The sequence below is a fragment of the Mycoplasma sp. 744 genome (assembly GCF_034863305.1).
Taxonomy (GTDB): Bacteria; Bacillota_I; Bacilli_A; order Mycoplasmatales; family Metamycoplasmataceae; genus Mycoplasmopsis.
Genome location: NZ_JAYFFF010000001.1, coordinates 163058 through 175949, shown reverse-complemented (window position 1 = coordinate 175949; position 12892 = coordinate 163058). Strand labels below are relative to the sequence as shown.

Annotated in this window: 15 protein-coding genes; 4 read left to right on the top strand and 11 right to left on the bottom strand. The window is 22.6% G+C overall.

The window, feature by feature from the left end:
• Positions 1-963: an ABC transporter ATP-binding protein gene (locus VBM87_RS00975; RefSeq protein WP_323176984.1), complete on the top strand. Its 963-nt coding sequence runs from the start codon at positions 1-3 to the stop codon at positions 961-963.
• Positions 964-1055: 92 nt separating this feature from the next.
• Here VBM87_RS00975 and VBM87_RS00970 read toward each other — a convergent pair whose 3' ends face one another.
• The 5 genes from VBM87_RS00970 to VBM87_RS00950 are packed head-to-tail and all read right to left on the bottom strand — an operon-like array spanning position 1056 to position 3824.
• On the bottom strand, positions 1056-1484 hold the full coding sequence (locus VBM87_RS00970; protein ID WP_257076058.1) for a hypothetical protein: 429 nt from the start codon (positions 1482-1484) through the stop codon (positions 1056-1058).
• Positions 1477-2325 carry a ribosome biogenesis GTPase YlqF gene (gene ylqF, locus VBM87_RS00965; RefSeq protein ID WP_323176983.1) on the bottom strand — a complete coding sequence of 283 codons (849 nt, stop codon included), beginning with the start codon at positions 2323-2325 and terminating at the stop codon, positions 1477-1479. Before ylqF ends, VBM87_RS00970 begins: the two co-directional genes overlap by 8 nt.
• Positions 2315-2563 (bottom strand): hypothetical protein, encoded by a 249-nt coding sequence (locus VBM87_RS00960; protein WP_323176982.1) that lies wholly within the window; start codon positions 2561-2563, stop codon positions 2315-2317. Before VBM87_RS00960 ends, ylqF begins: the two co-directional genes overlap by 11 nt.
• Positions 2564-3304: an RNA methyltransferase gene (locus VBM87_RS00955; RefSeq protein WP_323176981.1), complete on the bottom strand. Its 741-nt coding sequence runs from the start codon at positions 3302-3304 to the stop codon at positions 2564-2566. It abuts the gene before it with no gap.
• Positions 3285-3824 (bottom strand): tRNA (cytidine(34)-2'-O)-methyltransferase, encoded by a 540-nt coding sequence (locus VBM87_RS00950; RefSeq protein WP_323176980.1) that lies wholly within the window; start codon positions 3822-3824, stop codon positions 3285-3287. Before VBM87_RS00950 ends, VBM87_RS00955 begins: the two co-directional genes overlap by 20 nt.
• 111 nt (positions 3825-3935) lie before the next feature.
• On the opposite strand from VBM87_RS00950, the gene rpoE reads away from it, so the two are divergent.
• Entirely contained in the window at positions 3936-4196 is a 261-nt protein-coding gene (rpoE, locus tag VBM87_RS00945; protein WP_323176979.1) for a DNA-directed RNA polymerase subunit delta, read from the top strand.
• 41 nt (positions 4197-4237) lie between these two features.
• Here the strand turns inward: rpoE and VBM87_RS00940 are convergent, their stop codons facing one another.
• The 5 genes from VBM87_RS00940 to mnmE are packed head-to-tail and all read right to left on the bottom strand — an operon-like array spanning position 4238 to position 8545.
• Positions 4238-5233 (bottom strand): NAD(P)H-dependent glycerol-3-phosphate dehydrogenase, encoded by a 996-nt coding sequence (locus VBM87_RS00940; protein WP_323176978.1) that lies wholly within the window; start codon positions 5231-5233, stop codon positions 4238-4240.
• Positions 5226-5642, bottom strand: coding sequence for a hypothetical protein (locus VBM87_RS00935; RefSeq protein ID WP_323176977.1), 417 nt, complete (start codon positions 5640-5642; stop codon positions 5226-5228). The genes VBM87_RS00940 and VBM87_RS00935 overlap by 8 nt, the downstream gene beginning before the upstream one ends.
• Positions 5642-6433, bottom strand: a complete 792-nt coding sequence (gene rsmA / locus VBM87_RS00930) for a 16S rRNA (adenine(1518)-N(6)/adenine(1519)-N(6))-dimethyltransferase RsmA (RefSeq protein WP_323176976.1) — start codon at positions 6431-6433, stop codon at positions 5642-5644. Before rsmA ends, VBM87_RS00935 begins: the two co-directional genes overlap by 1 nt.
• A complete protein-coding gene (locus VBM87_RS00925; RefSeq protein WP_323176975.1) occupies positions 6414-7184 on the bottom strand; it encodes a TatD family hydrolase in 771 nt (256 codons plus the stop codon). The genes rsmA and VBM87_RS00925 overlap by 20 nt, the downstream gene beginning before the upstream one ends.
• A gap of 11 nt (positions 7185-7195) precedes the next feature.
• Positions 7196-8545 carry a tRNA uridine-5-carboxymethylaminomethyl(34) synthesis GTPase MnmE gene (gene mnmE / locus VBM87_RS00920; RefSeq protein ID WP_323176974.1) on the bottom strand — a complete coding sequence of 450 codons (1350 nt, stop codon included), beginning with the start codon at positions 8543-8545 and terminating at the stop codon, positions 7196-7198.
• Between the two features lie 51 nt (positions 8546-8596).
• Here mnmE and fmt point away from each other — a divergent pair, with 51 nt between their 5' ends.
• On the top strand, positions 8597-9439 hold the full coding sequence (gene fmt, locus VBM87_RS00915) for a methionyl-tRNA formyltransferase (RefSeq protein ID WP_323176973.1): 843 nt from the start codon (positions 8597-8599) through the stop codon (positions 9437-9439).
• Between the two features lie 49 nt (positions 9440-9488).
• Here the strand turns inward: fmt and VBM87_RS00910 are convergent, their stop codons facing one another.
• The gene (locus tag VBM87_RS00910; RefSeq protein WP_323176972.1) at positions 9489-10742 is read right to left on the bottom strand and encodes a hypothetical protein; all 1254 of its coding nucleotides are present in this window, start codon (positions 10740-10742) and stop codon (positions 9489-9491) included.
• A gap of 338 nt (positions 10743-11080) precedes the next feature.
• On the opposite strand from VBM87_RS00910, the gene dnaK reads away from it, so the two are divergent.
• On the top strand, positions 11081-12877 hold the full coding sequence (dnaK, locus tag VBM87_RS00905; protein ID WP_323176971.1) for a molecular chaperone DnaK: 1797 nt from the start codon (positions 11081-11083) through the stop codon (positions 12875-12877).
• Positions 12878-12892: the final 15 nt, after the last annotated feature.

Below are 12892 nucleotides of genomic sequence, written 5' to 3'. Positions count from 1 at the left end.
ATGAAAAAAATAAAAAAAACTGTTAAAACAAATACTTCAAATTATAAGCTTTTAAATATTCCGGCAAATTTAAAAAAATATAAAATAAATTCAAGTAACGTTTGTGATTTTTTAGACAAAATAGACCAAGAAAAACGTAATATTATTGTTTCAAAAAAAATTGCTAAATTTCTAAATTTAAGTGGTAATAAAAAACACAAAACAAATAAAAAAAATAATAGAGCTAAATTAAAAAATAAACCTGATAACATAATTGAAATTAAAAATGTTACAAAATATTATGTAACAGGACAATTAGTTAATAAAGTTTTAGATAATGTTTCATTAGATATTAAAAAAGGTGAGTTAATTCTTATTTTTGGTGTTTCAGGAGGCGGTAAATCAACTCTTTTGAACCTTATTTCTGGTCTTGATCGTCCTAATAGTGGAGATATTATAGCTTGCAATAAAAATTTACCATTTTTACCCAATTATAAACTAACACTTTTTAGAAGAGATCATGTAAGTTTTATTTTTCAAAGTTATAATTTATTAGATAATTTAAATGCTTACGATAATGCTGAAACAGGAGCTTATTTACAAAAAGATCAAAGAAAAAAAGTTGATATTACTAAATTATTCGAAGAATTTGAATTAAAGGATCAAATGAATAAATTTCCTTCACAGATGTCTGGTGGTCAACAACAAAGAGTATCCATTATTAGAGCTCTAGCTAAAAATGCAGATATTGTTTTTGCTGACGAACCCACTGGAGCATTGGATCCCTCTACTACTAATATTGTTTTAAATACTTTATATAATATAAATAAAAATAATAAAACTACAGTTATTATGGTTAGTCATGATTCTAAGATTAAACCCATGGCTAACAGAATAATAACAATTGCTAATGGTAAAATAGAAAATATTCATGTTAATGAAAATCCTTTGCATCCAAAAGATTTCTACATTCATACAAAATAGTTTAATTAAAAATATAAAAAAACTGATTTTAAAAGTTCTCTTTAATAACAACTTTAAAATAATCAGTTTTTTTATTTTGCATTTTATAGCTATTAAAAAGTAGTATTTAAATCTTCTAACATTTCAATATATTTATAAGGATAACTTTTTAAATGCATAAATATTCAAATTTTAATTAACTTTTTAATTTGAAATTCATTAGAATCATTTTTATTTATTTTTTTCAAAATGTTTAATTGAATAAATAATCCTATTAAAAATATTAAACTAGTAAAACCAAAAATAATAAATAAAATTAAAAAACTAATAATAATAGGAAATTGATTAATTACAGAAGGATTATCGTTTTTTCTAATTAAAATTACTAAAGAAAATATAACTATTGCTCATGAAGCAAAAGTTAAAAATAAAGTGGAAGAAATTACTGTGAAAATACGTAATCTAAAATTTTCATTATTAATTTTAAATACTTTATTTCAAGCAATTATTTTTTCTTCTAAACTATATTTTTTTTTAATCATAAGTTACTCCTTTTAAATTTTTTGTTCATATTATAAATTCTTTATAAACTTTTTCTAAATTAAGTTTATTATTAATTTTATAATTTTTCTTTCTGGCAACATTACTAAAAAAATTATGACAATCTATATCATCTATTTCTTTGTTTTCTATTATTTCATTTCAATAATTAAATACTTTTTCAGGATAAAATTTTATTAATATTTTTAAGAAATGAAAGGCTAAAAAACTATTGGGAAAAATTTTTGATTCAATGGATCCTATCATTAATAATTTAATGGCTGCTTCCTGGTTTTCAAATTTAGGTAATAAAATACCTGGTGTGTCTAAAAAATACATATTATTTACACTAACTCATTTTTTTACTCTAGTTACACCAGGATAATTAGCTACTTTTAGTGTTTTTTTATTTGATATTAAATTAATCAATGTACTTTTACCAGCATTAGGAATCCCTAGAACAAAAACTCTTATTTTTGATAAAATAAATCCTTTATTAATATCTTTGAGTTTTTTTTCTTTTGTCATTTTGTTAATTGAATTAATTATAGTATTTTTATGTTTATTATTTCTTAAATCTAATCAAAGTAATGTTTCGTTTTGAAAACGCTTTTTGATTAATTCTTTTTTGTTATTATCCATTAAATCGCTTTTAGTTATTATAAATAAACGTTTTTTGTTCGAAGCTATTTTGTCAAAATCTTCATTATAAGAACTTATCGGACATCTAGCATCTAAAATTATTATCATCAAATCAACTAAATTAGATATTTCTTTGATTTCTTTCATTGCTTTAGCCATATGTCCAGGATATCAGTTAATTAAAATTTCATTATCTTGCATTATTTTTTTCCAATTCCAAATTAAGGTTTATTTTTTCTTTTTCTAAAGATAATATTTGCTGATCTTTTTCGTTTATAATCTTTTTAAATTTAACAGATAAATTTTCGTTTTCTTTTATTAAATCTAATGAAAATTTTATTAATTCATCAATAAAAATTTCTACTTCATCTATTTGATATCCATTGATTTCAAAATTAAATTTTTTCTTTTCTAATAATTTATTTAATTCTTTACGCATTTATTTCACCTTTTGTTGATAAATTTCATTTAAAATTATTCCATTAGCAATTGCTACATTTAAACTTTCAAAATTTATAGGTATATAAATAATATAATCAGCAAGAGAATATATTTTTTTATCAATTCCTTTGCCTTCATTACCTAAAACTAAAATTATTTTTTCTATATTTTTATAATTAATTTTGTTATAGGATATACTATTTTTACTTAAAGAAGATATTACAATTTGATAACCTTGTGATTTTAAATTAGTTAATATTTCATAATCATTATTTGCAACATTGAAATAATTAATATGAAAAAAGGCTCCTTGAGTAGATCTTATAATTTTGGAATTATATATATTAATATTAGTAAATAAAGTAGTGAAATTATAAGCCAACATGGTTCTAATAATAGTGCCCACATTACCAGGATCTTGTACATTATTTAAAAATACTATTTGGTTAGTTAAATTAAAATTTTTAGGTTTTTCACAAAGCGCAATGACACCTTCAGGATTTTTTAAATCTGTTATTTTTTTAAAAACATTGTCACTAATTTTAATAGCTTCTGGAAAATGATTTTTATTTTCTAATTCAAATATTTTTTTTACTATTTTTAATTTTAGTGCTTCTTCTACAAGATGATAATTTTCAACTAAAAAATATTCTGATTTTTTTGAGTTTTTTATTTTTATTAAATTTTTAATTGTAGGATTTTGAACACTAGTAATTTTATTATTTATCTTGTTTGGCATATTCTTTAAGAAAATCTTTCCCTTTTTGTACTTCATATAAACTTAAATTCTTAAAATCTAATTGTCTCATAATTTCATAACCTACAATTGCTACAGTATTTGCTAAATTAATGGAACGCATATTTGAAATCATAGGTATTCTCAAACAGTTAGATAAATTTTTAATTAAAATCTCTTTGTCAATTCCTGTAGATTCTTTGCCAAACATTATTCAAATTTCTTTTTTTGTTTTTAATTCGTTTTTATAATCCACATCACAATATGTTTTTTTACCATAGCGAGTTAAATAATAAATTCTTTTTTTACCATATATTTTTTTAAATTCTTCATAAGATGAATGAATTTCATGCGGTATATCACTTAACAATCTTCCAGCAGCAGGTCTTGATAAAAATTTTGGCTCTAAATCAAAACCAATTGGTTTGATAATATGTAATTTAGCGCCTAATGCATAACATGTACGTATAATATTACCTGTATTAGGTGATATTTCAGGTTCAAATAAAACAATATTTAACATAATTATTCCTTATAAACGTTATTATTAATATTATAATTAAGATATATTAATGCTTGCAAATTTATCGTATAATTATTAAATAAAATTAATCAATTTTGAATTGGGGTAAAAATGAAGACAATGTTAGACATTACTTTAGAATTTGTTAAAACTAATTGTGCTAATTATGAATATGTTACTTTTGAAGAAATATTTAATGTAGTTGAAAAAGAATTAAAAGCAAAATGAGAATTAGAAGTAGAAGAAAAAGAAACTACTTATGAAAATATTAGATTTAATAAAGTAGGAGAATTATATCGTTTATTGACCGTTGATTCACGTTTTGTTAGAAATGTCGATGGACTTTGAACAATAAAATTAGGTTTTAAATAAAATTAGAATTTAATATTTACTGAAATATTAAATTCTAATTTTTAATTTTTCTTTTTAGATAAAAAATCTAATAATAAATCAGCATTTTTGTTTTCAAATAATATTTTGAAAATATTGAATAAGAATGGTAAATCAATTTTTTTATTTCTTAATTTATCATAAAAAATTAAAGCATTTCTATAACCTTCAACTGTTGTTTTATTTTCTTCTAAAGCTTGTTGTATACCTTTTTGATAAATTTTAATGCCGAAAGAATAATTGCGACTTTTTTCAGATGTACAAGTTAAAAAAGTATCTCCAATTGAGGCAAAATTTATACCTATATCTTTTTTTGATTTTCCAAAAAGAAATTCTCTCAACAAAAACATTTCTTTAATTGCAACTGTCAATAATGCGGCTAAAGTATTTCTACTATCACTAATATTACTTAAAATACCCATACCTATTGCATAAACGTTTTTTAGTGAGGCAAATAATTGTGCTCCATTTTCATCTTGATTAGTTACAACTGAAAAATAATTATTATTAAATAATTCACTTACTTTTTTTAAATAATTATTTTTCTTGCCTACAACATTAACCATTGTAAATTCATTATTAAAAACTTCTATTGCAAAAGAAGGTCCTACTAAAGTACAAAAATTTTTTAAATTTTCTCCAAATTCATTAGTTAGTGTTTGAGAATAAAAGCTTCTAGTTTTGGAATCAATACCTTTTGCTACATTTATAATATTAATTTTTCTTTTTTTAATTATTTCTTTAATTTTTGGAATAACATTGTTAAAAGCTTCAGAAGGTACAGCCAAAATCAAAAATTCACTATTTTTTAAAGCTTTTTTTAAATCATTTGTTGCTCAAATATTTTCTTCATTATTAAATTTTTTATTCAAAAAATATTTTTTATTCATTCCATTATTTATATCATCAATTTCACTTTGATTTATTCCTCACATTTTTATATTGTGATTATTATAAGCCAAAACTGAAGCTAAGGCACTAGCAAAAGCTCCCGTACCAATAAATGTAATTTTACTCATTTTTACCTCTGTTATTTGAAATTGGTTTTAAAGCTGAAAAATTAAATTGCATTATGCAATGATAACGATAAATTTTTAAAGCTGTTTTTTCATTTTTAAAGGCTGTTTTTAAAGAAACTATCATTAAAATAAAACTTATTATTGTTCAAATAATCAAAAATAAAATTAAACTGGCTAAAAAAGTTAAAATAATTAAAATTACATATTTAGAATTATTGTCTAAACTTTGATCAAATTTATTTACTATATGTGGAGCAACAAAAAACATCAACGCCACAATTATTTGCATAATAAAGAAAATAATTTTAGTTGTTATTAATTTTTTATAATTATTATCTTTAAAATTAGCTTTTTTATAAGTATTTAGCATTTCATAAAAATCATATTCATAAATGTGATTAATATACATTAGTCCTCTTTATATTTTTCTAATAATGAAAAAAGTTTTAAAATAAGATCTAAATCTAATTGTTGTATTCTTACATTAGAATTTAGTTTCAATTCTTGAAAAGCTTTTTGAATTGTATTTTCTTTATATTTTTGTTTCAAAGAATAATTTAATTTTTTTCTTCTAGCAAAAAAGCAAAGTTTAAAAAAATCTTTTAAAGTTTCATAATTATCATTTTTAATTTGTTTAAATTTAAATTCTACTATTGCTGAATCTACTTTTGGAGAAGGATTAAAAGCATTTTTATTTATTAAAAAATGTTTTTTAATATTTGCAACGTATTGAGCAGTAATTGTTAATTTAGAATAATTGATTGTATTGTGTTTTGCCACTAAACGATCAGCTACTTCTTTTTGCATCATTATTATTGCTCTTTTAAATAAATGTCTGTATTCAAATATTTTAAGCAAAATTTCGCTAGTTATATTGTAAGGAATATTACCTACAATTTCATAATCATTAAATGGGGTTAAATCTATTTTTAAAAAATCACCTTTAATCAAGTGTTTTTCTTGAAGAATTTGATTTGTTAATAAATAATCAATCATTTGATTATCAATTTCAAAAGCTTTAAATTCTGTACATTCTTTTACCAAAAATTTACTTAATGCTCCTAATCCAGGACCAATTTCTAAAATTTTTTTATTTTTACTTTCTACTAGATCAATAATTCTTTGAATAATTTTTTTATCAATTAAAAAATTTTGCCCAAATTTTTTCTTTGCCTGTATATTATTTTTTTCTAGAAACATTTAAATTAAATAATTCCTTAGCATTTTTTACAATTTGATCTGCAAATTTTTCTACTGACATTTGTTTAATACCAGCAATATAAGTTGTAATATAAATAACGTAATTTGAATAATTCATTTGACCTCTTTTTTGTGCTGGACTTAAATAAGGAGCGTCTGTTTCTGTAAGAATTCTTTCAACTGGCAATCAATTCAAAACTTCTAAACTATCTTTATTATTTTTATAAGTTATCACACCACTAAAACTAAAATAACAACCTAAATTGTAAAATTTTTTAGCTCATTCTAAATTCCCACTGTAAGTATGAATCATAAATTTAACATCTGAATATTTTTTTATTATTTCATATAAATCTTCATAAGCATCACGCATATGAATAACTACTGGTAAATTATATTTTTTAGCTAATTCTACTTGAGCAATAAATGATTCTTTTTGAATTGCTTTAGGAATATCTCAATGATAATCCAATCCAATTTCTCCAATTGCTACAATATTATTGTCTAATTGTTTTTCTAATTCAAGAGCATCGTTTTTACCAGTAACTTCAGTAGGATGCACACCTATAACTGCAAAGGTATAATCATACTTTTGACAAATTTTTTTGACTTCCTCATTTTCTTTTAAAGAACATCCGGTTACAAGCATAACTCCTACACCTTTATTTTTAGCTTTTTCAATTACATCAAAATTATTTTGATAATATTCTTTTACCGGATGCGTATGAGCATCAACATATTTAATTCCCATTCTTTCCTTTCTTATTTGCCTAAACAAAAATTTTTAAACATTTCATCTAATAAATCTTCATTATCTGCCCTTCCAGTTATATCTGCTAAATTAGCTCAAGCTCTTCTTAAATCAATAATTACTAAATCAGAATCTAAATTATTTTCTAAAGTTTTTAAAGCTTCTAAAATATTCTCATAAGCTTGATATATTAATGCTAATTGTCTTGTATTATTAAAATATAAATCGTTATCGTACAATGATTCTAAATTATATAAATTGCTTAATTTATTTTCTAAAGCTTCTATATCATTATTTAAAGCACTAATATAAATAGCTTCAAAATTATTATCCAAACTACACATTAGATCTTTTTTATTTATTATTTTAAGAAGTTTTTTGTTATGTTTTTGAGCTAAATGTTCTATTTTATTATCAAATTCATTAAAAGATTGTGTCGGGTCTAAAACATGCAGTATCAAATCTGCTTCTTTAATAGTTTCAAATGTTTTATCAATACCTATATTTTCAATTTTACCGGTAGTTTTTCTTAATCCTGCAGTGTCAATTAATTTAAACAAAACACCATTAATTTGATAACTTGCTTCGATAATATCTCTAGTAGTTCCTGCTTCATCTGTTACTATAGCTCTTTCTTGACCTAGTAAACAATTTAAAATTGAAGATTTACCAACATTGGGTTTTCCTAAAATTGCCACTTTTATACCTTCAAAAATCATTCTACTATTTTGACTAGCTTGAATAATTTTTTCTAATTGTTTTTTAAAATCATATAAATTACTTTTTAAATTATCTCCTAATGCGTTTTCAACATCATCATATTCAGGATAATCAATATTAACTTCTATTGCACCAATTAAATAAACTAATTTATTAATTAAATTTTGAATTAACAAAGAAGTTTTCCCATCAAATTTTTTGATTGCTAATTCTGTTTGTTTTAATGTTTTTGCATGAATTAAATCATTAATTGCTTCAGCTTTAATCAAATCCATTTTCCCATTTAAAAAAGCTCTTCTACTAAATTCTCCTGGCTGAGCTAATCTTGCACCGTTAGCTAAAATTAATTCTAAAATTTTGTTAGTAATAATAATTCCGCCATGACAATTAATTTCTACAGTGTTTTCTCCTGTGAAAGTATTTGTACCAATAAATCAAGCAATTAAAACTTCGTCAATTATGAAATTGTCATTAAAATTATCTATTATATTACCATAAGTAATTTCACGATTATTTCCTACTTTGCCAGTAAAAATTTTTTTGACAATTTCAACACTGTCATTACCACTAATTCTTATGATAGAAATGGCTTGATTGATTTTGCCTCCTGAACTTATAGCTGCTATTGTGTCATTAATCATAATCTAATTATATTATTTAATGTAAGGATAATTTATATTTATAATATTATTATGATAAAAATTTTGTTAGCAGGAACTCCTGAATTTGCCGTTCCTATCTTTGAAGAATTAATTAAAAATTTTAATGTAGTAGCAATTGTTTCTCAACCAGATCGTTTAATTAATCGTCATGGTGAAAATGAAGAAACTCCCACTAAAAAATTAGCTAAAAAATATAATATTAAATGTTTTCAACCAGAAAAAATATCTCAAATTAAAGAAGAATTAGAAAAACTTGATTATGATTATTTAATTACAGCTGCATTTGGACAATACATACCTACTAATATTTTAAATATTGCTAAAAAATTAAATTTAAATGTACATGGTTCACTTTTACCTAAATATCGTGGTGCAGCTCCTATTCAATATTCACTTTTAAACGGTGATAAAGAAACTGGTATTAGTTTAATGGAAATGATTAAAGAAATGGATGCTGGAGATATTTTTGCTACTTTAACTTATAAAATAGATGAATTAGACACAAGCGATACTTTATTTACTAAATTAAGTAAACTTACTGCAAATAAAATAGTAGAGTGAGTTAAAGACTTAGACAATAATAAATTCACTAGAATAAAACAAGATGATTCTCTTGTTACATTATCACCTAAATTGAATAAAAAAGATGGCGAATTAAAATTAACTTATTCAAGAGAAAAGGCATTGAACATTATTAAAGCTTTTTCTTCTAATCCTGGAGCTTATATATTTATAGATAATAAAAGAGTAAAAATTTTTAATGCTGTTTTAAACACTAAAATAAAAAATGCTTGATCAATTGAATTTACGGATGGTCCGTTATACATAATTGATTATCAATTCGAAAGTAAAAAAAGAGTTATTTTACATTAATAAAATTTAAAAATGCTTTGTTTCTCTACTACAAAGCATTTTTAATAATTTATTTTATAATAATTTTAGTATTTAAATGATATGGAGATCATATAATTTCTTTCTCATTTTCTAAAAAATAATAATTAAAATCTTTTTTAATAATTTTATAGTTTTTAATATCATGTATATGTATATCAGTTAGTAAAAAATATTTAATTGCACTATAAGGATAACGATACTCATCATTTCGTATAAATCCAGCTCTATAGATTATATCTACATTTGTTATGATTTTATTAATAATGATTTCTTTAGTAGTTTTATTAATTTCTATTGAATGAATACCATATTCTTTTTCTTCATTTAATCTTATTGCCAATAAAGCATCTACTGGCTTAAAATTGTTTGCTAGATAGTTTTTAAACTCTTCATATCAAGGAATGAGTGTATCATTATTTGTTCAATAATACCTATTTATTCATTCAATATGTTCATTTATTTCATATCTATTTATTAATAAGCCTTCATTTAATTTTTTTTCAATTGATTGATATTCTGTATCATTAAAATTTTGAGTGCGAAAAGTGGGGGTGGTAAAACCTTTAATTTTTTCATTAGTTGTATTTTCTATTTTAAAATTTAAGTTATTTTTATTTCAAGGTAAATTTCAAAAATCAAAAATAGCTTTATAATCAAAATTAGAATTATTTTTTCATATTAAATCATTATTAGTTTCAGGAATTTCGCTAAATGTTTTATATCTATTTTTTTCTAATGTAATACTATCAATATTTATGTTTCATAATTTAGGCACGAAAAGTCAAAAACGTTTGTATGAGAAATTAGCGTTATTTTCTAACTCATTTATTTTAATATTAATTTTCATATTATTTTCAACAGGAGTATATAACACTTCACTAATTAATTGATTAAAATTAACATTACTTTTTAAAATAATTTCTATTAAATCGTATTCATATCTATCTACCTTACCAATATATGATTTTAATTTGTTATTTTCACTTAAATACTTTATAAATAAAGAATTTTCTTTATCCAAAGTACCATCATTTATTCCATTTTCAAAATCAATTAACTCAAAAATTCTTATATTTTCTTTATTATTTTGTTCGATATCAAAATTTTCAATATAAATATTAAACGGTGGAGAAGAATATTCATCACGTGAATAATGTATTAATTTATTCTCATTTATTTTTGAAAAATTTTTTTTATCAAAATTTTCATGTTGACAACTAAAAGTTGCTAAAGGTATAAATGAAATTATAGGGGTTAAGAATTTTAATACTATTTTTTTCATATTTAAATTATATTTTTTTATTTAATTAATAAAATTAATTAATAGTATTTAAATTTAAAATATGAAAAAAATCTAAACTTTCTTATATTTTTTTATTTTATTTATTAATATATTAGTATTTTTATTTACTTTAAAATATTCACAATCAAAAACCAATAAACTAAAAAACAAAATAAATAATTTATTAGATTTTTATTTTTTTGTTTTGTTAATAATTTATTAAGCAAATATTTTTAAAATTTTTAGCACTTTTTAGTTCTTACTGCTAATAATATGCTAAAATAATTTACAAACAAAAAAAATATTTTTAATAAACAATAAAAAATGAGAGGAAAAATATGGCAAAAGAAATCATTTTAGGTATTGACTTAGGAACAACTAATTCTGTTGTTTCAGTAGTAGAAAATAATAAACCTATTGTATTAGAAAATTTAAATGGCAAAAGAACAACTCCTTCTGTTGTTAGTTTCAAAAATGGAGAAACTATAGTTGGAGAAAATGCAAAAAAACAAATTGAAACTAACCCAGATACTATAGCTTCTATTAAAAGATTAATTGGAACAAATAAAACTGTTAGAGCTAATAATAAAGATTATAAACCTGAAGAAATATCAGCTATTATTCTTGAACACCTTAAAAAATATGCTGAACAAAAAATAGGAAAAAGTGTTTCAAAAGCTGTTATTACCGTACCTGCTTATTTTGATAATTCTCAACGTGAAGCAACTAAAATTGCTGGAAAAATAGCGGGATTAGAAGTTTTAAGAATTATTAATGAACCAACAGCCGCTGCATTAGCTTTTGGTTTAGATAAAACTGATAAAGAAAAGAAAGTGTTAGTATTTGACCTTGGTGGTGGTACATTTGATGTTTCAATCTTAGAACTAGCTGGTGGTACATTTGAGGTATTATCAACATCTGGAGATAATCATTTAGGTGGAGATGACTGAGATTTAAAAATCGTTCAATGATTAATTGAAAAAATTAAAAATGACTATCAAATCGATGTAAAAAATGACAAAATGGCTATGGCTCGTCTTAAAGAGGCTGCAGAAAAAGCTAAAATTGATCTTTCTTCTTCAGTTACAGCTAATATTTCACTTCCTTTCTTATTATTTAAAGATGGGCAACCAATTAATGTAGAAGCTGAACTTAAAAGAAGTGAATTTGAAAAAATGACAGCTGATTTATTAGAAAGATGTAGAAAACCAATTGAAACAGCTTTAAAAGATGCTAAATTAACTACTAACGAAATTGATGATGTTTTAATGGTTGGTGGATCAACAAGAATGCCTGCAGTACAAGAATTAGTTGAAAAAATGACTAATAAAAAACCAAATCATTCAGTTAATCCTGATGAAGTTGTTGCATTAGGAGCTGCAATTCAAGGTGCTGTTTTAGCTGGTGATATTAATGACATACTTTTAGTTGATGTTACACCTTTAACTTTAGGTATTGAAACTGCTGGTGGTATTGCTACACCATTAATTCAAAGAAATACTAGAATTCCAATTACAAAAAGTCAAATATTTACAACTTATGCAGATAATCAAACTGAAGTTACTATTAAAGTTGTTCAAGGTGAAAGACCTTTAGCTTCAGAAAATAAATTATTGGGATTATTTAATTTAGAAGGTATCGAACCTGCTCCAAGAGGAATTCCACAAATTGAAGTAAGTTTTAGAATTGACGCTAATGGTATTACCACTGTTACAGCAAAAGATGTAAAAAGCAATAAAGAACAAAGTATCACTATTCAAAATTCAACCAAATTAAGCGATGAAGAAATTGATAAAATGATAAAAGAAGCTGAAGAAAACAGAGAAGCAGATGCCAAAAAAACAGCTGATATTGAAACTTTAGTTAAAGCTGAATCTTTAGTTGCCAGATTAGAAAGTTCATTAAATGAAAATAAAGATAAATTAGATGAAGCTAAATTAAAAGAAGCACAAACTGAAATTGATAAATTTAATGAATTAATCAAAAATAAAGATTATGATAAATTAAGAGAAGAATTAGAAAAAATTGAAAAAATTTATGCAGAATTTGCTAAATATGCTCAAGAACAAAATTCTCAACAAGAATCAACAACAAATGATACAAATGCTAATTTTACAGAAGAAGAAATCAAATAATTAAAAAAGCAGATT